Genomic DNA, 19,139 nt, shown 5'->3' on the forward strand with positions numbered 1-19,139 from the left:
GGAGGCATTGCAGCTTCAGCGGCCGCTGCCGGACGAGGCCATGCGCGAGGTCGCCCGCGGCAAGCGGAGCGATGGGACTTAGGCCCCGGATCGACGGTGCGTGATGCGCTTACTGCGCGTCGTCGGTGCCAACCATTCGCATGGTGGCGCCAAGCCGACCCCGATCGAGCCCCTTCGCGACGTAGCGCTCATCCACCCGGGCAACCCGCATCGGCGCCGGAGCACGCCCGACGACGTTCAGATTGCTCCGCACAGCCCGCTCGAGCTGAGATCGCACCGCGCCGTCGGCCAGGATCGCAAGGCCGCCCACGGTCGCGACAGCGAGGACGCTGCGGGTGATGATCGAGGTCAACGTGAGCATGTGAGGCACCTGAAGGATGCCCCACGGTAACCGAAGGGCTCCGCTGTGGCTGCTACAGCCACGCCACAGCCAGCACAAAAAGCGAACGGGCCCTACGCGAGAGGGAGCGTGTTCGCGGGCTTCAGTAGGCGCGTGACCGGGGCGGCGGGGGCGGGCCGTCATCGTCGTCGTCATCCGGCGGAGGCGGCCCCCGCCGACGCGGCGGAGGCAGCGGCCTGTCGTCATCGAAGTCCGGCGGGGGCGGTCGGTAGCGGTGTGGCGGCGGCCCATCGTAATCCTCATCCGATGGAGGCGGAGGGCGCCGATCGTCGGTAGGGTTGAGCCGTGGCGCCGGCCGCCGCGAGGACGAACAGAGCAGCGCCGGTGAGACGTGCGCGCATGAACTCTCCATGGAGCGAGACCGCGCGAGCGGTGGCCCAGCTTTCTCTTCGACCTGCCAGTTTCGGCTAGGGGGTCGCTCCTTGGCGTGCCGCCGCGATCAGCCGGTCTCCGTCCTCGCGCAGCAGCAGGCGATCCGAGACGAGAGCATCGACCGACTTCGCGACGGCCGCGACGTAGGCGTCCGGCTCGGCGTAGCGCTCCTCCAGGGACGGGCGGGGGTCGCCGGCGGCCGTCCGTTCGGCCCGTGTGCGTGCGAAGGGGATCTCGCTGCCCTCACGATCGCACAGGGCGCCGGCCGGGAACGGGTCGGCATACAGGTTCCAGCCGGTGAAGGTCGCGCGGGGGGCTGCGACGGCGGGTAGGCGGATGCCCGCCACGTCGTTGCCGTCCGCGTCGACCCGCGGCACCAGCGGGCGGTACTGCGGCCCGGTCTCGGGGCGGGGATCGACGTAGGTGCCGAACCGCGCGATCGCGTTCGGCGTCGTCGGGACCGGGATGCCGACCAGGAACGGAAAGCCGATCTCGGCGGCGTCCACCAGCGTGCCGTCCGACAACCGCGGGACACGGCTGTCCGGCGGGGCCTTGCCCGCGGTCACCCATTCCTCGAGCGCGACCAGCAGCGCCCGCAGGGCCGGCGCCGGGTTCAGGGTGCTGCGCAGGTTCGCGCACGCCCCCTTGGTCGAGGTCAGACCGGCGCGCCCGTAGTGAAAGCCGCTGGAGACCAGGAAGGCGCGCGACGTCCCGGGCAGCGCCACGTCGGTCCGGCCGAGCGGATCCGTCGTGAGCATCGAGGCGCCCTTCTGCCAGTACTCGGTCCCGGTGTTCACCTCGATCAGGAGCGGATCGAAGCCGTCGCCGCGCAGCAGCGCGTCGGTTCGGCCGGTGACCGGATCGTGCTGCCGTGCGGTCGAGAACGGAAAGGCGTTCTCGGGATAGAGGTGGTCCTCGTGCTGCGTGTTGGTGCGGGAGGGCTGCCCGAACCGGGCGTTGAGGAAGATGCCGCCGACGCCCGCGATGTGCGAGAGCATGCCGTCGAAGACGCGGCGGCCGGCTTCGTCGCGGTTGAAGCCCTGGTAGACGAAGTCGCGCAGGTAGCGCCCGCTCTGCGAGATGCCGAGGGCGACGGCATGGCGGATGGTGCCGCCGGCCGGGTTCGCGCCGTCGGCGGCACCACCGCGCAGATAAGCCACCACGTCCCGCGTCGCGGCGAAGCCGATGCCGAGCACCTTCGGTTCGGTGGCCGGGTAGGTGAACTCGTAGAGCGATCCCGGCAGGGGCTTGGTACCCTTGGGCAGCAACTCCAGCTGTCGCGGCGTGGCGTAGTGCCAGGCTTCGGCCGGGACCGGGCGAGGCGGATCGCCCTCGCGCCGGCGAACGGTGAGCTGCGCGTCGGCCTTGTCCGGGCCGGCGGTCTTGAAGGTGAGGTAGAACGGGGCCTCGGGCGGCCCGCGCGTCGCGCTGACGAGCTCGTCGCGCACCGTCTCGACGATCGGCGTGCCGTTGCGGCCGGCGACCGGAACGTCGATGGCCATGCCGCCCTGCTGGCGCAGCGCGTCCGCCTCCCAGCCCGACCAGACGACCGTGTCGCCGCGGCGCAGGACGAGGCCGGTGCCGGCGTCGGTGGCGGTGCGCGGATCGTTGACGGCCTGGGCCGCCTGGGCCGGCGCGTCGAGCACCCAGTTGAACAGGAACTTGCGGCCGCGGTTCAGCACCTCGAACAGCAGCGTGCCGCTGCCGCGGGCCGGATCCTTCGGGCGCAGCATGAACAGGTCGGTCTGGTACGCGACTATGCCGCGCGCGTTGCGGGGCGCGAGCGCGATGTCGACGATGCCGGCATTGGCCGGGTCCGCCGGGTCCAGCTCGCCGCGCGCCGTGCCGATGACGCGCTCGTAGGCGCCGGCCGCACCGAACGCGACCCCGTCGGCGAAGGGCTCGACCGTCGTGATATCGATGCCCACGATGCGGGATTGCGCAGGCGCGACGCCCAGGGCGCAGCCGAGCACGGCGATGATGACGCCACTGGTTCGCATGGTCACTCCCGAGGTCCGGCTCTACGAAGGCCGGTACCATCAGCAATCACATGGAGGCGTGAGCGTCGAGAGGGATGGCTCCTCGACAGATGTCGCCCCCGCCGACCTGTCAGGTGCGGTATCGTCCTCGGGCTTGGGGCGACGACGGTCCGCAACGCGCCATCGCACCCCGCGAGCCACGATGAGGGGGCGTTCCGTGCATCTGACGGCTACGGCTCGGCCGCGCTGCCGACGGGACTGAAGTCGCCCCGGCGCTTCCGGACGGCCTGCGACGCGTCGAGATGCGAGAGCGGACGCCCAACCTCCACCGCGAGGTCGTCGTCGAGCGGGCCCGGGACGATCTCGATCGTCGCGTCCGGGAACGCTGCCAGGATGGCTGCAAGGATGGCTGCTGAATTGTCTCCAGGCGCTCCGAGCGATCGGCTGGGGGCTCCGCAAGGGCTTGGTCGATAATCCGGATCATGCCGCACGATGGTACGGCCGGCGGGGTGGAGGCGCGGGCCGGGCGGCACAACGCGGCGTTCGGCCCTGCCGTACCCGCCTCGTCGATCGCCATTCACGCGCGCCACGCGACATGCAGGCGCTCAGTCGCCTCGTCCCTTGCTCTCGACCCGCAGCCAGCTGTGCCAGGCGCAGCCTTGGACCCCCTTCGGGAAGAACGCCCCCCGCTGCAGGTTGCCGTGCTCGCGCCGGATCCGGCCGACGCGGTAGCGATCCGCATCGCGGGCGATGAGGTCGCAGTCGCTGTCGGGCTGCGTGCGGGAGCCGATGAGGCTACTCACGCCAGCCTCGCGTACCCCTCGGCCGCGAGCATCCCGAGGAAGCCCGACCCGATCGAGTAGAGCGGGACAAAGCCGTGGCGGCGGGTGCTGCAATCTGAGGGCGCGTCGGGCGATGACGATCGTCACACGCTGCAGGGCGTGCGAGGTCTCGACGCAGTATTCAGACGCTCAACCAGAAGATGGAAAGCGACCCGCAAATCGAGTACGCCGATGCTCGCCCTACTCCATGAACAGCGCTTCATTGGATCTCAGGGCGAGTAGACCTGCGGCCCGCCTCCCTCGCGAGAGGCGATCTCCTCGAGGAAAAGAAGCAGCGTCATGAGCGTTGTTCGGCATTCTTCGTTCTCGACTGATGACTTGCCTGAGCGCGATCGCTTCGACGCGTGGCGGACCTTGTTCAGCGCTCACGATCTGGATGCGGACCCGCACGGCTTCTCTGCTCGCATCGACACCACACAGATCGGTCCGGTCCTGCTGCACGTCATGAACGCCTCGCCTCAAAGGACAGGCCGCACGCGATCTAAGATCAGGCAGGATGGCCAGGAGCGGTTTACCCTGCTGCTGAGCCAGCACACCTACGCGATCGAGTCGGATCGCGGCACCCAAAAAGTTCCGCCTGGCGCTTTCACGCTCAACGACCTGTCGCAGCCTTATCGACGCAGCCGAGTTCGCGAAACAAACTCACTAATCGTGAGCCTCGCGCGCGACAGCGTCGCTCGCCTGCTTCCTAACGAAGAAACGCTGCATGGGGCGATCCTCGCTGGTCCAACGGCCTGCCTGCTTGCTGAACATCTCCGCGGCTTGGTCGCGCATCGGCACACGATAGGGACGGACCAGGCGCTCGACATTGCGCAGGCCACGCTCCACTTGCTTGCAGCCATAGCCCGGCCCGACCGGGATCGGCAGGCGATGGCAAGTGCCCCGGCAAGCATGGCCCGATTGTCCGCCTCGAAACGGTACATCCGCAGCAACCTTGCCAAGGCGCTGACGGTCGAGCAGATCGCATCGGCTGTCGGTTTGTCTCGGACCCGATTGTACCACCTGTTCGAACCTGAAGGCGGGGTAGCCCGCTATCTGATGCAGCAACGTCTCGCTGCCGTGAGGGCGGCTTTGGATGATCCGCATGAGGGCCGAAATATCGGCGTGATCAGTGAAGCCTACGGGTTCGGTAATTTCAGCCACTTCAGCCGAACCTTCCGGGAGGCTTACGGCCAGAGCCCTCGGGACTACCGCGCGTCACGCAAAACATCTGGAGAGCTAGAATTGCCGAGTTCACCGGCTGCAGCAACATGGATGCGAGCGCTCGGCTAAGTCGCTCGCGGGGCCGTCGGCCGCGCCAGCAGGATCGCGGTTCGCACCATGCCGCGCTGAAAATTCCCGGATGCGCCGGGCTCGGCGACCGCCTTCCGCGATGGCTCATGGTCCTTCACCGCGGCGGCCGGGTCCACCGTGTGCCCGCTCGCGAACCGGAACAGGCTGACGGTCGGGTCGCGCATGGGGTGATCGTCGTGGCAGGCGGGAGCGGACGCTACCAAGGCGATGTCGGTGCGGGGGCCGCCGAAAATAACCCTTCCGCCTCAATGACCCCCCCTCCCCCCCAGGTGCGGGGCAAACAGTCTCGATGATAAAGGGTTGTTTGAGAACGGCTCGGGGAGCCATCACCTTTCCAAAACCTTGGTCTCGTTCATCGCTTCGCCCGGCGCTCCGCATCGAGCCCGAAGGTGCGGGGACAGGTCCGCGCGACCGGACCGGCGGCCGCGCCATCGCGCACATCGGCGGGAACGGCTCCATGTCCTCGAAAGCCAGCCCGCGCGCTCCGATCGGCCAGCGCGACCCTGGCCGCTCCGGGCCGCCGATGGCGGCGATGCCGGTGGGTGCGTTGCCGATCGCGAAAACCGGCTGAGGGAGCGCCTGTGCGATCTCCGGGGTGGCCGGCTCGTCGTCGCGTGCCCGCCGTGCAACCGGCGCGGCACCTACGACCTGGCGCGCCTCCGGCAGCGGTTCGGCGACCACGCCGACCTCTACGACGTGTATCTGCGTCTCACCCGGACGTGCGGCCGCCGGCAGGCGGTCGGCCCCCGGGAGCCGGCCCGGTCCGGCCGGACGTGTCGCGCCATGATCGGCGTCGAGGGCGGCGACGGGCGCACGGGATTGCCGTCCCGCACGTGACCTTTCGACGGCGATCGCGGGTCGGCCGCGGCGAGGCGGCAGAGCGGGTGAGGTCGCAACGGCCTCGAGCCACCGAACCTTCGGACGGGATCGGCGAGTTCGCCGCCCGAGCATGGAGGCCGCCCGACGACATGGACGAGGGCGGCGCTCCGAATGACCCCTGCGTCGCCGACCGCCTCCTGCTCGCGACGATCCTGCGCTGGGTCGACGCCCGGGGTGATCGCGGCGGCTATGCCCGCCGTTCCGGCATCGCGGCGGCCGACAGACGAGGGCGACTTCGAGCCGGCGGGGCATCGGTGGTCCTATGACGCGTGAGGCGCCGGCCGGTGCCGCATCGTCGCGCCGACGATCCGGCGTTCGTGCTCGGTTCGGGCGCCAGACCCGAGCCTGTTGCTCTCCGGGTGACGCTCAGGGCGCCCGGCGCGCGAGCCAAGCGGTTCCAAGACCGAGCGCCAACGCGCCGACGGCCCACGCGATCAGGAGGTAATTGTGCGGGTCCATCACCGGAGTCCCTTCAGGAGGCTGCGTGCCGCCGAATGTGGGCCGGTGCCGACCGCCAGGCAAACGCGGGACGTCGCCCCTGTGCCGACGGCGACGGACGGATCGACCGAGCCCGGCGGCCTCCGGGCGAACGCGGGCGCGAGACCTCCCGCGGCGAGGGCCGCCACCGCGACGCCGTTCAGGCCGAGGGAGTGTCAGGCCGCCAGGGCGAGGACGGCGGTTTCCCCGCCGGTCGGGGCGACGGTGTCCTTGGCTCCGAACAGGAGTTGATAGATCGCGGCAGGGGTGCGGGCGTGACCATTGCCGTCGACGATCCGGACGTCGGCCAGGCCCGAGGCCTGCAGCGATAGGCCTTGCTCCAGAGCGTCCAGCATCGAGTTGTAGTGATGCGAAAACCGTTGTGCCGATATGCGAGCGGTGACGGTGAAGTTCACGGACGCCAATCCTGACTGTCGAACTCGGCCGGCGGCCGCATGGCCGTGATCCGAGTCATCGTGATGAAGAGGAAGAGGATCGCTGGACAGGGCCGGCGCGGCTTTGGATTCGCCTCGTCGCCCGACGGCCTCCGTATCGTTGCAGATAGAGGCGGTTCGTTGACGAAAACTTAGCCCAGTATGGCAGGGACGTGTCTTTTGCGATGGGGATGCTGTCGTGACCCGGAAACCGCTGCTCGATCAGGTCGACGCCATTCAGATGGCGCGCACGTATTGCCGTCTTGTGAAAGCCGATCCCGACGCGGTCGTCGCGGGCGACTTCGTCGACGCGACCGGCCAGCGGCGCCGCGTCAGCAAAGCCCGTTGGCGCTGGTATCGGGACATCGCCGAAGCGCCGGCTCCGAAGCCGCCGGAGACCGGCGCGTCGGGAGAGGCTGCCGAGGCCTGAGCTTGGCCGGAAAAGCGCCGAAGGACGCGGTTCTCACAGGTCGGTTCGGGTTTTCACGGATCGCGGCTCGGCGGACGGGCGCAGCTATGTCCTCGCTGCCATCAGGTCGTGCGTCAGGACGGTCAACTTCCCGATCAGGCCGGTGATGTCGGCCCCCTTGCACGACCACTGCGTGCCGACCGCCTCGCCATCTGCGGACACGGACACGACGGCGACCGATCGCAGCTTGCCTTCGCGAGCCAGGACGAGCTGGTCCTGCAGCACGGCGATGATCGAGGCGGTGTCCGCGTCCGCGACCGCGGCAGAGATCCGGGCGGGAAAGGGCACGACGGCGCCTGCGTTTGCCTGTTCGTTCGTGCTCATCGCGACCTCGCCTTGCCTCGCTGGATGCGCAGAGACCTGGGTGATCGCTTGGGACAGAGTGTGGCAGCTTGTCCGTGTCGGCGAACGTCGATGCCGAGTGTGGCTGCCAGAGCACGGTGCGGCTGCCGGAGCACCAACCATCCGGTCGGCCCCGCGCGACGCTTCGCCCGGCCTCGTCTCGCACATCGGCGCCGATCCGCCTTCCCGATCGCCCGATGCCGGCCGATCGGCACGACGGGCGGCCTGCTCCCCGTCGAGATCGGCCACCATGTCGGGATCGCCGTCATGCAGGCCGCGATCCGCGTGCGCGACGACCGCGTTTCCCGCGCGTCCCCATTCCATGCCGAAAGATCCGCATGACCATGACCGATCCGACGCCGGCCAGCCTGCGCGACGCGATGGCCTGCACCCTCTACGAGCACGACAGTGCGGAGATCGCCGGTGCGCCGCCCTGGATCGGCGATCGCCTGGACCGCGAGCATCCTGGGCTGCGCGCGCGCTATCTCGGGCGCGCCGATGCCCTCTTGGGCGGCCCCATCGCCGGGTTGCTCGCCCTGTTGGCGCGCCAGGGCGAGGAACGCCGGATGGTCGAGGAGGAGGTGAACGTCCTGCGCCGCCAGCGCATGGGTCCGGAGCGCGAGCGCGAACTGCTGGAAGCCAACAACCGGATGCTTGAGCGCGCCCGGGCCTCCGCGGCCGCCCAGGCCGCTGCGGAGGCGGCCCTGCCCCTGATGCAGCGCGAGCGCGACGTCGCGCGGGAAGCGGAGACCTTCTGGCAGCAATTCGCCTTCGACGCCGACGATCTGGCCACGCAGCGCCTGGTGAAGCTCACCGCGGAGCGGAACGCAGCCGAGCGCATGGCCATTCTCGAGCGCGCCCAGCGTGAACGGGTCGAGACCGCCCTGCGGCTGTTCGCGGATCGCGCCGACACGATGCCGAAGGAGGGCTGGGTCTCGGATCTGGCCGGGATGAACCGCGACATGCCGCTGTGGTGGTTCCATGCCGCGCGCGTCGCCCTGGAGCGGGCGGAGCCGAAAGCGGCGGACGATCATCCGCGGTGACGCAGGCCCCCGGCTGGGATCGGGTCGATGGCCGGGACCCGCGCCCTCTCCGTTGATGACGATCGCTCGGGTCGGCCGCTGCGAGGGGCGCCATGCGTGAAGCCGCCGGCACGCCGGGGTGCGGAACCTCCGCGAGCGTCCGGGCGCCAGGTGCCGGAAACTCGATCCCCCATCTGGAGGATGACGGCCGGTCCTGACTCGTTCACGCAGGAGGCCCGAGATCACCTTGGCCCGGCCGGAGACTTCCGCGCCGGGCCTTTTTGCGCCCCCGCCGTGCTCTCCCGGCCCCCGGTCGGAGCACGGGCGACGGCCGGAGCGTCAGCGGATTCCGCGGGGGACCGGGCCGTCGCGCCTCGCGGACGCACCGTCCTTCCCCGCGGCAAGGCCCTCGCGGCAAGGCCCTCGCGGCAAGGTCCTCGCGACAAGGTGCCTCGCGGCGAGGCGGGAACGGACGCGGCGCCGGGCCCGGTCCCGGCACGCCGCGTCAGCCTCTCAGGTCGGCGGTCCGCTTCCGGGCCGACGGGGCGGCGTTCCGGTTCTGCGCCTCGTCCATCACGTCGCCGATCTTGTCGCCGACCGCGATCACGATCGCCGTCGAGGCGGCGCCCTCGGCGGTCTCGGAATGGAAGCGGCCGAGGGTGTCGGTGAGGCGCTGCTCGATGGTGCTCAGCACCGTCCGCGCGGCCGCGGCGTTCGCGGTCATCATCACGCCGGCGAGGTCGCAATAGGCCTCGCGCAGCAGGTGGAACGCCATCCTGTCGACGGCCTGCGCGTCCTCCGGGCTCAGATCCTTCATGGGGTATCCCGTCGGCCTGCCGGCGGCGCAGGCATCGCTTCAAACGCAGGGCTTCGCTGCGAACAGCCCATCGCTTCGAACAGGGCATCGCCTCGAACGCGGCCACGGTCTCGAACGGTTGACCTTCGATCGGCCGCCCGATGCCGCCCTGCAACCGGTACGCCTGTGCGGCTAGGAAGGGAATGCGCCGGCTCCTCCGTCGCGGAATTCCGCCGCGAGGGCGTCGGAGGCCAGGTTCTTGGACTTCGCCTCGATCTCGAAATCCGCCCATTTCATGTGGCGCCCGACCAGGGCGTTCAGGGCCCTGTTCCACATCATGTCCGAGTGGGCGGCGAGGTCGCGCCAGGAATGCCCGGCCTCGGTCAGCGCGGCGAAGTCGGGCAGCGCGTCGCGGTCGTGCTCCGGCAGCACCGTCTCGCGCGAGACGCTGACATGGGCGAGCGGCCGCACCCCGCGCCAGGACGCGCGCACGCGCTCGATCCGCGGATCCTCCGGCGCGATGTACTCGCCGCGGCTCTCGACCCAGTGATGATGCAGGTCGAGCACCACCGGCACGCTGTCGGCGAGCGCCAGCACCGCGTCGAGCCCGAAGGCGTTCTCGTCGTTCTCGACGGTGATGAGGTCGCGCGCCGTCTGTGACAGGCGCGGCAGGGCGGCGCGGAAGCCGTCGGTGCCGGGGTCGCGGGCGCCGACATGGATGTTGATGTGGGCCCCGTGCGGGTGCCAGCCGCCGCCGTAGCCCAGCAGCGCCATCAGCTCGGCGTGATACTCGAACTCGGCGATGCCGTTCTCGGACGCCGCCGGGTTGCGCGAGGCGATCACGCAGAACGGGCCGGGATGGAAGCTGAGGCGTATGCCGGCCGCCCGCGCCGCCGCGCCGCAGCGGGCGAGGCCCGCCTCCACGAGGCGGCGCATCTCGGGCTCGGCGTAGATGTCGCGCGCCACGGGATGGGTGTAGCCCGGCAGGACGTTGCTCGCCATGCGCAGTAGGCGCGCGATCGGCGGCCGCCCGGCGACCCAGGCGATCTGGCGCTCCAGCGCCCCGAGGTTGTGGCGGACCAGATTCTCGATCTTCGCGCGCCGCGCCGCCGGAGCCAGCGCCGTCAGCGAGGCCATGGTCGCGTTGGTGAGGTTCATCTGAAGCGCCGCCTCCCGGGCGGCCTTCAGGGTCTTGAAGCCCTCCGGCGGCGGCGTGAGCACGAACTTGCAGCAGAATCCGAGGCGGGGCGCATCATCGATCATGGGTCGAGAACGCCGTGCGCCCGGTTTCGTCCCACGCCGTCGACGCGCGGCCGCCGCAGGGAGGGTCGATGCCGCAGGCGCCCGGCCGGGGAAGACGGAGCCGTTTCGCGCGGTCCGGCGTTCCCTGCACGGTTCGTCGACCCGAACAGGTCCGCGACCCGCCACATCCTCTCAGCTGGAAGCCATGATGCGCGTCGCCCCGCTCGCCTTCGTCCTCGCCCTCGCGGCCGTCCCGGCTCTCGCCGCGCCCACGTCCACGCGCGGCAACGCGGACCTGAAGAAGTACTGCACCGGGGACGCGCTGAAGCTCTGCGGCGACATCGATCCGGACGATCCGGCGATGGATGCGTGCTTCAAGAAGAACCGCGGCGCGCTGACGGAGAACTGCCGCCGGGCGATCGACGCCTACGCGGGCTCCGGCGGCAAGTAAGGGCAGGTCCGGTCGAGTTCGGGCACGCCGAGCCGGGCTGCCCCGGGACCCGTGAGGGCGCCCCGTCGCGGGCGTCCGGCGGCCGGGGTGCGAGTCCTGCGTCATCCGGCCGTCACGGTGCCCGCCTAAGCGGGCGCCCTCGCCGCGCCGACGGCATCGTGTCCCGAAACCATGCCCGAGCATCTCTGCCTCGACCCGCACGACCCGTATGCGCAGCGCGAGGTCCGGGTCGCGTTCGAGCGCGTCGGATCGGGCTTCCGCCTGATCGCGGCGATCGACGACAGCGACGACGACATCCTGCCCGACCTGATCGACGCGCAGCGCGACGACCTGCTCCGCGAGATCTCCCAGGCGGACCCGCGCGCCGCCGACCGCGTCCCCCCGCCCGACACCCGGCCGTCGGCGTCGTGCTGAGGCTCGGCCGCCTCGACGATGCGGACGAGCTCGCGGCGTCGCCGCTCGGGTTGCGCGGGCGCACGAGCCGGATGCCGGCCTACATCGCCGCGAGCGTCCTTCTCGTCCTCGTCTCGGACCTGCTGATCCAGTTGCTCCTGGCCTGACCGACGCGCGGAAGCCCGCCGGCGGCCGTCGCGGCGGGCGGTCCCCGGCACCCCCGCAGCGAAAGCCGTCCGCACGCGAGGTGCTCTTTCGCCAAACCGGGATTCCCTTCGGGCCAAAGCCCACTAAGGTCGCGCGAGCCGCGAGCGCGCTGGCCGACCCGAGCCGTGCGGCGACGGCCGCGACCCGCCTCGCGCGAATGTCCCCGTCACCGGTCGCGCCATGGTCCATACCGGCTACAATCCCGCCCTCGTCGCCCTGTCCCTGGCGATCGCGGTGTTCGCCTCCTACACCGCCCTCGACCTCGCCGGGCGGATGCGCGGCGCCGCCCGCGGTCCGCGCTGGGCCTGGGTCGCCGGGGCCGCCCTGGCGATGGGCGGCGGCATCTGGTCGATGCACTTCGTCGGCATGCTCGCCTTCGAGATGGGCATGCCGGCCGCCTACGACCTCACGCTCACCCTCGCCTCCCTGCTGATCGCGGTCGGCGCCACCGGCGCGGCCTTCGTCCTGATCAGCCGTCCGGGTGCGGGCCCGCGCGAGGTCCTCGTCGGCGGTCCGCTGATGGGGGTCGGCGTCGCGGGCATGCACTATACCGGCATGGCGGCGATGCGGGTGCCCGGCAATCTCGCCTACAGCTGGCCCGTGGTCGCGCTCTCGGTGGCGATCGCCGTCACCGCCGCGACGGCCGCCTTGTGGCTGACCTTGCGCCGGCACGGCGTCTGGCAGAAGCTGTCCGCCGCGTTCGTGATGGGCCTCGCGGTCGCCGGGATGCACTACACCGGGATGGCGGCGGCGACGTTCACGGCGGAGGCCGCCGGCGCCCACGCCGCCCATGCCGGCGGCGTGGGCGCGGGCCAGCAGAACCTCGCCCTCTCGGTCGGCGGCGCGACCTTCCTGATCCTCTTCCTCGCCATGCTGGCCTCGTCCGTCGACCAGCAGCGGGTCCAGCGTGATCTGCAGGCCAGCGAAGCGCGGTTCCGCGCCGCCGTCCAGGCGGTGCGCGGCGTGCTCTGGACCAACGACGCCGCCGGCCGGATGGTCGGCGAGCAGCCCGGCTGGGCGGCGCTGACGGGCCAGGCGCCCGAGGCCTATGCCGGCTTCGGCTGGGCGAGCGCCGTGCACCCCGACGACGTGCAGCCGAGCATCGCGGCCTGGAACGCGACGGTGGCCGCGCGCCGGCCCTTCGTGCACGAGCACCGGGTCCGCGCCCGCGACGGCAACTGGCGTCACTTCGCGATCCGCGCCGTGCCGGTCCTCGACGACCGCGGCGCGATCACCGAGTGGGTCGGCGTGCACACCGACATCACCGAGCAGCGCGAGGCCGAAGGCGAGCTGCGGGAATCGAACGAGGAGCTCCAGCGCTACGCCTACATCGTCAGCCACGACCTGCGCTCGCCGCTGGTCAACGTCATGGGCTTCACCTCCGAGCTGGAGGAGGCCCGCCCCGAGATCCGCCGGGCGCTGGGGGACCACCCGGAGGCCGAGCGGCTCGACGCCGATCTCGGCGAGGCGCTGGGCTTCATCCGGGCCGCCGTGACCCGGATGGAGGGGCTGATCGCCGCCATCCTGAAGCTCTCGCGCGAGGGGCGGCGCAGCTTCGCGCCCGAACCCCTCGACCTGACGCGCCTCCTGCGGTCGCTCGTCGACGCGCAGCGCCACCAGATCGAGACCGCCGGCGCGACGGTGGAGGTCGCCCCCGACCTGCCGACCATCGTCGCGGACCGGCTGGCGGTCGAGCAGGTCCTCGGCAACCTGATCGACAACGCGGTAAAGTACCTCGACCCGGCCCGGCCCGGGCGGATCACGATCGCCGCACGGTCGGTGGGCGGCAACCGCGTGCGCATCGCCGTCGCCGACAACGGCCGCGGCATCGCCCCGCGCGACCACGCCCGCGTGTTCGAGCTGTTCCGCCGCTCCGGGGTCCAGGACCGGCCGGGCGAGGGGATCGGGCTCGCGCACGTCAAGGCGCTGGTGCGGTCGCTCGGCGGACGCATCGACCTCGCCTCGGCGCTGGGCGCGGGCACCACCTTCGAGGTGACGCTGCCGCGCGAGGCCGCTACAGGTCGTGAGGCACACGGCGCCCCGACGACGCTGGCCGCGGAATGACCCTGGAGGCCGCCATGAACGCCGTCAGCATCGTGATGATCGAGGACGACGACGGCCACGCCCGGCTGATCGAGCGGAACATCCGCCGCGCCGGCGTGAACAACGAGATCATCCCCTTCCGCGACGGCACCTCGGCCCTGGCCTTCCTGCTCGGGCCGGACGGCTCGGGCGAGGCCAGCGCCCGGCGCCACCTGCTGATCCTGCTCGACCTCAACCTGCCGGACATGACCGGGATCGACATCCTGGAGAAGGTGAAGGCCAACCCGCACACCAAGCGCTCGCCGGTCGTGGTCCTGACCACCACCGACGACAGCCGCGAGGTGCAGCGCTGCTACGATCTCGGCGCCAACGTCTACATCACCAAGCCGGTGAACTACGAAGGCTTCGCGAACGCCATCCGCCAGCTCGGCCTGTTCTTCTCGGTGATCCAGGTGCCCGAGAATCCATGACCGGCCCTCCCCCCGCCGCGGCCGACCCGGCCGGCACGGCCCGCATCCTCTACATCGACGACGACCCCGGGCTCGCGCGCCTGGTCCAGCGCGCGCTCGGCGCGCGCGGCTACGTGGTCGAGCTCGCCGCCAGCGGCGATGCCGGGCTGGAGCGGCTGGCGCGGGGCGGGATCGACGTCGTCGCCCTCGACCACCACATGCCGGGGCAGACCGGGCTCGACGTGCTTCCGGCGATCCGCGCCCTGCCCGACGCGCCGCCGGTGGTCTACGTCACCGGCTCCGAGGACAGCCGGGTCGCCGTCGCCGCGCTGAAGGCCGGCGCGGTCGACTACGTCTGGAAGGACGTGCAGGGCCAGTTCCGCGAGCTGCTCGGCGGCGCCGTCGACACCGCGCTGCGCCAGGAGGCCCTGCGCCGCGACAAGGAGCGCGCCGAGGCGGAGGTCCGCGCGGCGCGCGACCACGCCGTGATGCTGCTGCGCGAGGTCAACCACCGGGTCGCCAACTCCCTCGCCCTGGTGGCGGCGCTGACGCACATGCAGACCAGCGCCGTCTCGGACCCGGCCGCGAAGGCGGCGCTCGAGGAGATGCAGGCGCGGATCTCGGCCATCGCCGGCATCCACCGCCGCCTCTACACCTCCGACGACGTCGAGGCGGTCGAGCTCGACGCCTATCTCGCCAGCCTCGTCGAGGAGCTGCAGGCGGCGATGCGGGCCTCGGGGCGCGATCACGCCATCCGGCTGAGCGCCGACCCGGTGCGGCTGGCCACCGACAAGGCGGTCTCCGTCGGGGTGGTCGTGACCGAGCTGGTGACCAACGCCTACAAGTACGCCTACCCGGTGAATGCGGCCGGCGAGATCCGGGTCGAGCTCCGGCGCCGGGCCGAGGACACCCTCGAGCTCGCCGTCGAGGATGACGGGATCGGCTGGACGGGCGAGGGACGGCCGCGCGGCACGGGCCTCGGCTCGCGCATCATCCGGGCGATGGCGACGAACCTGCGCTCGGGCCTGTGCTACGTGCCCGACCGCATCGGCACCCGGGCCGTGCTGTCGTTCCGGGCCTGACGGCCCCGTTTTCGCGCGGATCGGATCCTCTAGGCGGCCGGGGTCGGGACGGCATCGGCGCGGACGGGGGGCACCGCCGCCGGCCCCGTCCGGGTGGCGAGCCACAGGACGTTCCGCGGCCCCTCCCCGCTGGCACGCGAGCGCACCCGGACCTCCTCGACGGAGAAGCCCGAGCGGGCGAGCCGCGCCTTGAACTTGCGGTCCGGCCGGCCGGACCAGACGCCGAGGATGCCGCCCGGGCGCAGGGCGTAATGGGCGCGCTTCAGGCCCCAGCCGTCGTACAGGCGGTTGTTCTCGCCCCGGACCATGCCCTCGGGGCCGTTGTCGACGTCGAGCAGGATCGCGTCGAACGCCGCCGGGCCGGACTGGATCAGGCGGTTCACGTCCGCCTCGTGCAGGGCCAGCCGGGGATCGTCGAGGCTGCCGTCGAACAGGTGCGCCAGGGGCCCGCGCGCCCACGCCACCACCGCGGGCACGAGCTCGGCGACGACGATCTCCGCCTCCGGCCCGAAGGCGCCGAGCGCCGCGCGCAGGGTGAAGCCCATGCCGAGGCCGCCGATCAGCACGCGCGCCTTCGGCCGGTCCCGAAGCCGCGCCGCGACGAGGGTCGCCAGCGCCCGCTCGGATTCGCAGTGCCGGTCGCGCATCAGGTCCTGGTTGCCGACCGTGATCGCGAAGGCGTCGCCCTGCCGCATCAGGCGCAGGGTGGTCTCCTCGCCGGGCACGAGACCGGTGTCGACATGGACCCAAGAAGTCACGGATGTCCTCCCGCCGTCCGGCGGCGTGGCTGCAGGAACGCCCCTGTACCAGCGGTTGGAGGGCGCCGCGAGGGGCGTGATCCAGGGCCTCGCGCCGCGCGCGCCGCGTCAGGCGCCGGCCGCGAGCGCGGCCCGTCCGCGGGCCTTCGGGCGCTCGATCCGGGTGGCGCGCGCGATGCGGCGCAGGCCGAACGACGCCAGCAGGCCGGCGGCGACCAGGAACGGGCTCGCGACGATCAGCGCGGCCACGACCTCGGAGCCGATCAGCGCCGCGAGCGCCTTCACCATCGCGTCGAGGAAGACGAAGAACGCCGCGACGAGCAGCACGAGGATCGTTCCCAGGAGCGCGAACAGGCCGATCAGCGCCCGGAGGTTGCCGTCGATCTCGGTCCGCGCAAGGTCGAGGGTCCGCCCGACCAGGCGCCCGCTCTCGCGCAGGATCCCGAGGGTCAGCGCGAAGGTGCTCTCGGGGGTGCGATCCTGCATCGAGCGGTGCCGTCGTCCAGAAGGGGGCCGGGAGCGGTGCACCAGTTCGGCGCGGCTACCAACCCCGGATGCGACCGGGCGTTCCCGGATGGCGACGGCCGCCGGTCAGCGCGGCGTGATCGGCGGCGCGAGCGCGCGCTCGCACGCGTCCCGGATCAGCAGCCCCGCGATCCGTCCCGCATCCCAGACGCCCATCAGGACGGCGTGGATCGCACCGGCGGCCAGGAGGAACGCGGCGACCGCGCAGAGGGGAAGGCTCAGGAGGAGCCCGATCACCAGGCGGGCCGCGACGCGCTCGGCGAGGCGGCGTTCGAGCCGCGCCCCCGGGGCGAGGTCGAGCAGGCGTTCGTAGAGCATGGGAAGCCCGCACGATCGAGAATGGGCGGAACTCGGCACGACGGCGACGCAGGCACGCTGTGCCGGTTCAACATCGGCACGGGCCCGGCGTTGCATCGGACGATGCGAAAAACCCCGGGGCGCGGCGTCAGCGCATCCCGCTGCTGGTGAAGACCTGCGCCGCCGGCGCGATCACGACGAGGCTCCCGCACGGGGCCTGCCGCGACAGCACCGCGCTCGCCACGCCCCAGACGAACACGCCGCGCCGGTCCTGCCCCACCACGGGGCCGCCGGAATCGCCGAAGCAGACGCGGCCGCCGTTCACGCGGGCGATCGTCAGCCCGGTGCTCGACGCGGCGACGGGCGTCAGGATCGCGGTGCGCAGCCGGCCGACCACCCGGCCCGACACGCCGGTCCCGGCGACCCGCAGGCTCCTCGGCACCCGGCTCGGGTCGGTGGCGAGCGGCACCGGCACGCGGTCGCGCACCGGCTCGGCGAGGCGCAGCACGGCGAGGTCGAGCGAGAGGCTGTTCAGGTCGACGTCGACGACGTTCGAGGTCATCTGACCGGGATCCGGGCTGTAGCGCGCGATCACCCGGGCGGTGCGGACCGGCTTCACCGGCTCGCTGCCGCGGAAGAACACCACGAGCGAGCCGAGCGGATCGCCGTTGACGCAATGGGCCGCCGTGAGGATCAGGTCGGGTGCGATCAGGACGCCGGTGCAGCGCGAGAGGTGCAGGCCGTCCTCGGGCGCGGTCACGGTCCCGAGCCCGACGGTGGCCTGCGCGAGCGCATCGCCCGACCGGCCCGCGGCACCGCCCTCGAGCGCCGCGGCCGGCGCGCTCCCCGAAGCGAGCGCGAGAAGCGGAACGACGAGACGTGAGGCAAGGTGACGCAGGGCGGGGCGAATGCCCGCTCGGGACGGGGTCGAAATTCGGGACACGCGGGCCTCGGGGGTGTGGAACACGCCGTCCAGAGATCATCCGGGCGCGCCGGAGGGCAATCGGGCGCGAGGACGCGGGGGCCGCCGCGCCGTCCTGCAGCTCTCAGGAGTCGCGGCGCGTATCGTCCTTCGCCTCGAGGTCCTTGAGCATGGCGATCACCGAGCGCCGAAGGTCCGGATCGCCGATCGATTGGAACAGGCGCAGCAACTCGGCGGGGTCCGCGTCGGAGCCCGGCGCGCCGGAACGCGGCGAGAGGAAGAACGCCGTGTCGACACGAAGGAGCTCCGCGATCTTCCCCAGCAGGATCCGCGCCCGTTCGGATCGGTCCGATCCGTTGTTCCGGCCGTCGTCCACGTCGGACTCCTCACGTCATGCGTCTCGTTATACAACCTAGAATAAACTTTCAATCCCCTATAAACAGGGCAGGATGGTGTCTGTCCAGCCGCATGGTGGGATGGCGACCCAGTTCGCGTACGGAAGACGACGGCCGGCTCCGTCGGACGGCTCCTGCGAAACGGCTGCGCAACACATGATCACGAAGGCGATCGACGTCACCTACGGCCTGTTCCAGGCGTTCGACCGGGCCGGCTCCGTCGGCGATCTGAATCGCACGCTGCTGTCCGCCGTGTCCAAGCTCGGCGTGGAGAGCACGTTCGCCGGCATCATCCCGATGCCCGGCACCAGCCGGCGCGACCAGGCGGCCCACGTCCTGCTCGACAGCACGCCGGCCGGCTGGACCGACCGCTACTTCAAGGCCGGCCACCTGTTCCGCGACCCGACCATCCAGCGCCTGACCACGGACCTGACCGCGTTCCGGTGGTCCGACATCGAGCCGGAATACCGCGCCGACGCGGCCGCCCGGCGGGTGATGGAGGAGGCCGGCGACTTCCGCCTGCGCCAGGGCTTCACCGTGCCGCTGATCACCCTCGACGGGCGCGTCGCGGGGTTCAGCTTCGGGGCCGAGCGGTTCGATCCCTCGCCGGAGCTGCGCGGCATGCTGCAGCTCGTGGCGAGCTACGCCTTCGGCCGCTCGATCGTGCTGAGCGAAGGGCCGCCGCGGCCGGAGGTCCGGCTGACGCCGCGCGAGCGCGAGGCCCTGCAATGGGCCGCCGACGGCAAGACCGAGTGGGAGATCGGCGAGCTGATGTCGATCTCCGAGCACGGCGCCGAGAAGCACCTGCGCTCGATCCGGACCAAGCTCGGGACCGCGAGCCGGACGCACGCCGTCGCGGAAGGATTCCGGCGCGGGTTCCTCAAGTAGGCGCCGCGCGCCTCCGACCTCGAAGACCGCTTCGTCGAAAGCATGCTTCGTCCGGCGTGCGCGCGCGCGCGGGGATGCTCGCGCGGATTGACCGGATCCAGTCAAGTTCCGCAGGTTCGCAGTCGAGAATGGTACGCGAACGCGTACTTTCGGACGAATACTTAGAGACGATACTGCCGGCC

Annotated in this window: 23 protein-coding genes; 10 read left to right on the forward strand and 13 right to left on the reverse strand. The window is 71.6% G+C overall.

Annotated features, from left to right (window positions below; genetic code table 11):
- Positions 1-109: 109 nt before the first annotated feature.
- From MKK55_RS02470 to MKK55_RS02480, 3 genes are all read right to left on the reverse strand, one after another.
- On the reverse strand, positions 110-361 hold the full coding sequence (locus MKK55_RS02470) for a hypothetical protein (protein WP_147727295.1): 252 nt from the start codon (positions 359-361) through the stop codon (positions 110-112).
- A 446-nt stretch (positions 362-807) separates the two neighbouring features.
- A complete protein-coding gene (locus tag MKK55_RS02475) occupies positions 808-2,772 on the reverse strand; it encodes an alpha/beta hydrolase domain-containing protein (RefSeq protein WP_243933112.1) in 1,965 nt (654 codons plus the stop codon).
- Positions 2,773-3,356: 584 nt separating this feature from the next.
- Positions 3,357-3,554, reverse strand: coding sequence for a hypothetical protein (locus MKK55_RS02480; protein WP_147727292.1), 198 nt, complete (start codon positions 3,552-3,554; stop codon positions 3,357-3,359).
- 318 nt (positions 3,555-3,872) lie between these two features.
- Here MKK55_RS02480 and MKK55_RS02485 point away from each other — a divergent pair, with 318 nt between their 5' ends.
- Positions 3,873-4,865 (forward strand): AraC family transcriptional regulator, encoded by a 993-nt coding sequence (locus tag MKK55_RS02485; protein ID WP_243933113.1) that lies wholly within the window; start codon positions 3,873-3,875, stop codon positions 4,863-4,865.
- Here the strand turns inward: MKK55_RS02485 and MKK55_RS02490 are convergent.
- Positions 4,862-5,050 carry a hypothetical protein gene (locus MKK55_RS02490; protein WP_243933114.1) on the reverse strand — a complete coding sequence of 63 codons (189 nt, stop codon included), beginning with the start codon at positions 5,048-5,050 and terminating at the stop codon, positions 4,862-4,864. The genes MKK55_RS02485 and MKK55_RS02490 overlap by 4 nt on opposite strands.
- Before the next feature lie 1,368 nt (positions 5,051-6,418).
- The gene (locus tag MKK55_RS02495) at positions 6,419-6,658 is read right to left on the reverse strand and encodes a hypothetical protein (protein WP_147727290.1); all 240 of its coding nucleotides are present in this window, start codon (positions 6,656-6,658) and stop codon (positions 6,419-6,421) included.
- 217 nt (positions 6,659-6,875) lie between these two features.
- Here MKK55_RS02495 and MKK55_RS02500 point away from each other — a divergent pair, with 217 nt between their 5' ends.
- The gene (locus MKK55_RS02500) at positions 6,876-7,106 is read left to right on the forward strand and encodes a hypothetical protein (RefSeq protein WP_147727289.1); all 231 of its coding nucleotides are present in this window, start codon (positions 6,876-6,878) and stop codon (positions 7,104-7,106) included.
- An 84-nt stretch (positions 7,107-7,190) separates the two neighbouring features.
- Here the strand turns inward: MKK55_RS02500 and MKK55_RS02505 are convergent, their stop codons facing one another.
- Positions 7,191-7,469: a hypothetical protein gene (locus MKK55_RS02505; RefSeq protein WP_147727297.1), complete on the reverse strand. Its 279-nt coding sequence runs from the start codon at positions 7,467-7,469 to the stop codon at positions 7,191-7,193.
- A gap of 356 nt (positions 7,470-7,825) precedes the next feature.
- On the opposite strand from MKK55_RS02505, the gene MKK55_RS02510 reads away from it, so the two are divergent.
- Positions 7,826-8,530 (forward strand): hypothetical protein, encoded by a 705-nt coding sequence (locus MKK55_RS02510; protein WP_187274722.1) that lies wholly within the window; start codon positions 7,826-7,828, stop codon positions 8,528-8,530.
- Positions 8,531-9,014: 484 nt separating this feature from the next.
- Here MKK55_RS02510 and MKK55_RS02515 read toward each other — a convergent pair whose 3' ends face one another.
- Both MKK55_RS02515 and MKK55_RS02520 read right to left on the reverse strand, forming a co-directional pair.
- Complete coding sequence (locus MKK55_RS02515) at positions 9,015-9,326, reverse strand: hypothetical protein (protein ID WP_243933115.1); 312 nt, start codon at positions 9,324-9,326, stop codon at positions 9,015-9,017.
- Positions 9,327-9,497: 171 nt separating this feature from the next.
- On the reverse strand, positions 9,498-10,568 hold the full coding sequence (locus MKK55_RS02520; RefSeq protein WP_243933116.1) for a UV damage endonuclease UvsE: 1,071 nt from the start codon (positions 10,566-10,568) through the stop codon (positions 9,498-9,500).
- 184 nt (positions 10,569-10,752) lie between these two features.
- On the opposite strand from MKK55_RS02520, the gene MKK55_RS02525 reads away from it, so the two are divergent.
- The 6 genes from MKK55_RS02525 to MKK55_RS02550 all read left to right on the forward strand — a co-directional run bounded on the left by MKK55_RS02525 (position 10,753) and on the right by MKK55_RS02550 (position 15,172).
- The gene (locus MKK55_RS02525) at positions 10,753-10,998 is read left to right on the forward strand and encodes a 3',5'-cyclic-nucleotide phosphodiesterase (protein ID WP_147729921.1); all 246 of its coding nucleotides are present in this window, start codon (positions 10,753-10,755) and stop codon (positions 10,996-10,998) included.
- 171 nt (positions 10,999-11,169) lie between these two features.
- Positions 11,170-11,412, forward strand: a complete 243-nt coding sequence (locus tag MKK55_RS02530) for a hypothetical protein (RefSeq protein WP_243933118.1) — start codon at positions 11,170-11,172, stop codon at positions 11,410-11,412.
- Positions 11,406-11,558 carry a hypothetical protein gene (locus tag MKK55_RS02535; RefSeq protein WP_187274723.1) on the forward strand — a complete coding sequence of 51 codons (153 nt, stop codon included), beginning with the start codon at positions 11,406-11,408 and terminating at the stop codon, positions 11,556-11,558. The genes MKK55_RS02530 and MKK55_RS02535 overlap by 7 nt, the downstream gene beginning before the upstream one ends.
- A 220-nt stretch (positions 11,559-11,778) precedes the next feature.
- Positions 11,779-13,662, forward strand: coding sequence for an MHYT domain-containing protein (locus tag MKK55_RS02540; protein WP_243933119.1), 1,884 nt, complete (start codon positions 11,779-11,781; stop codon positions 13,660-13,662).
- Positions 13,663-13,676: 14 nt separating this feature from the next.
- Complete coding sequence (locus tag MKK55_RS02545) at positions 13,677-14,111, forward strand: response regulator (RefSeq protein WP_147728927.1); 435 nt, start codon at positions 13,677-13,679, stop codon at positions 14,109-14,111.
- On the forward strand, positions 14,108-15,172 hold the full coding sequence (locus tag MKK55_RS02550; RefSeq protein ID WP_147728928.1) for a sensor histidine kinase: 1,065 nt from the start codon (positions 14,108-14,110) through the stop codon (positions 15,170-15,172). Before MKK55_RS02545 ends, MKK55_RS02550 begins: the two co-directional genes overlap by 4 nt.
- Positions 15,173-15,201: 29 nt before the next feature.
- Here the strand turns inward: MKK55_RS02550 and MKK55_RS02555 are convergent, their stop codons facing one another.
- The 5 genes from MKK55_RS02555 to MKK55_RS02575 form a co-directional block, all read right to left on the reverse strand.
- The gene (locus MKK55_RS02555; protein ID WP_243933121.1) at positions 15,202-15,930 is read right to left on the reverse strand and encodes a spermidine synthase; all 729 of its coding nucleotides are present in this window, start codon (positions 15,928-15,930) and stop codon (positions 15,202-15,204) included.
- A 108-nt stretch (positions 15,931-16,038) separates the two neighbouring features.
- Positions 16,039-16,416: a phage holin family protein gene (locus MKK55_RS02560; RefSeq protein ID WP_243933123.1), complete on the reverse strand. Its 378-nt coding sequence runs from the start codon at positions 16,414-16,416 to the stop codon at positions 16,039-16,041.
- Positions 16,417-16,521: 105 nt separating this feature from the next.
- The gene (locus MKK55_RS02565) at positions 16,522-16,773 is read right to left on the reverse strand and encodes a hypothetical protein (RefSeq protein ID WP_147728751.1); all 252 of its coding nucleotides are present in this window, start codon (positions 16,771-16,773) and stop codon (positions 16,522-16,524) included.
- 127 nt (positions 16,774-16,900) lie between these two features.
- Positions 16,901-17,719: a trypsin-like serine protease gene (locus MKK55_RS02570; protein WP_243933124.1), complete on the reverse strand. Its 819-nt coding sequence runs from the start codon at positions 17,717-17,719 to the stop codon at positions 16,901-16,903.
- A gap of 79 nt (positions 17,720-17,798) precedes the next feature.
- Positions 17,799-18,050 carry a hypothetical protein gene (locus MKK55_RS02575; protein WP_147728750.1) on the reverse strand — a complete coding sequence of 84 codons (252 nt, stop codon included), beginning with the start codon at positions 18,048-18,050 and terminating at the stop codon, positions 17,799-17,801.
- 175 nt (positions 18,051-18,225) lie between these two features.
- On the opposite strand from MKK55_RS02575, the gene MKK55_RS02580 reads away from it, so the two are divergent.
- The gene (locus tag MKK55_RS02580) at positions 18,226-18,957 is read left to right on the forward strand and encodes a LuxR family transcriptional regulator (RefSeq protein ID WP_147728749.1); all 732 of its coding nucleotides are present in this window, start codon (positions 18,226-18,228) and stop codon (positions 18,955-18,957) included.
- The last annotated feature ends 182 nt before the right edge of the window (positions 18,958-19,139 follow it).

The sequence above is a fragment of the Methylobacterium sp. J-059 genome (assembly GCF_022829485.1).
In the GTDB taxonomy this organism is placed as follows: Bacteria; Pseudomonadota; Alphaproteobacteria; order Rhizobiales; family Beijerinckiaceae; genus Methylobacterium.

Excerpts from the sequence above, each read along its gene's own strand:
- MKK55_RS02540 (WP_243933119.1), top strand. The coding sequence starts at position 11,779 with ATGGTCCATACCGGCTACAATCCCGCCCTCGTCGCCCTGTCCCTGGCG.
- MKK55_RS02550 (WP_147728928.1), top strand. The coding sequence starts at position 14,108 with ATGACCGGCCCTCCCCCCGCCGCGGCCGACCCGGCCGGCACGGCCCGC.
- MKK55_RS02530 (WP_243933118.1), top strand. The coding sequence starts at position 11,170 with ATGCCCGAGCATCTCTGCCTCGACCCGCACGACCCGTATGCGCAGCGC.
- MKK55_RS02580 (WP_147728749.1), top strand. The coding sequence starts at position 18,226 with ATGATCACGAAGGCGATCGACGTCACCTACGGCCTGTTCCAGGCGTTC.
- MKK55_RS02520 (WP_243933116.1), bottom strand. The coding sequence starts at position 10,568 with ATGATCGATGATGCGCCCCGCCTCGGATTCTGCTGCAAGTTCGTGCTC.
- MKK55_RS02490 (WP_243933114.1), bottom strand. The coding sequence starts at position 5,050 with ATGCGCGACCCGACCGTCAGCCTGTTCCGGTTCGCGAGCGGGCACACG.
- MKK55_RS02515 (WP_243933115.1), bottom strand. The coding sequence starts at position 9,326 with ATGAAGGATCTGAGCCCGGAGGACGCGCAGGCCGTCGACAGGATGGCG.
- MKK55_RS02545 (WP_147728927.1), top strand. The coding sequence starts at position 13,677 with ATGAACGCCGTCAGCATCGTGATGATCGAGGACGACGACGGCCACGCC.
- MKK55_RS02470 (WP_147727295.1), bottom strand. The coding sequence starts at position 361 with ATGCTCACGTTGACCTCGATCATCACCCGCAGCGTCCTCGCTGTCGCG.
- MKK55_RS02485 (WP_243933113.1), top strand. The coding sequence starts at position 3,873 with ATGAGCGTTGTTCGGCATTCTTCGTTCTCGACTGATGACTTGCCTGAG.
- MKK55_RS02565 (WP_147728751.1), bottom strand. The coding sequence starts at position 16,773 with ATGCTCTACGAACGCCTGCTCGACCTCGCCCCGGGGGCGCGGCTCGAA.
- MKK55_RS02560 (WP_243933123.1), bottom strand. The coding sequence starts at position 16,416 with ATGCAGGATCGCACCCCCGAGAGCACCTTCGCGCTGACCCTCGGGATC.
- MKK55_RS02475 (WP_243933112.1), bottom strand. The coding sequence starts at position 2,772 with ATGCGAACCAGTGGCGTCATCATCGCCGTGCTCGGCTGCGCCCTGGGC.
- MKK55_RS02525 (WP_147729921.1), top strand. The coding sequence starts at position 10,753 with ATGATGCGCGTCGCCCCGCTCGCCTTCGTCCTCGCCCTCGCGGCCGTC.
- MKK55_RS02505 (WP_147727297.1), bottom strand. The coding sequence starts at position 7,469 with ATGAGCACGAACGAACAGGCAAACGCAGGCGCCGTCGTGCCCTTTCCC.
- MKK55_RS02510 (WP_187274722.1), top strand. The coding sequence starts at position 7,826 with ATGACCATGACCGATCCGACGCCGGCCAGCCTGCGCGACGCGATGGCC.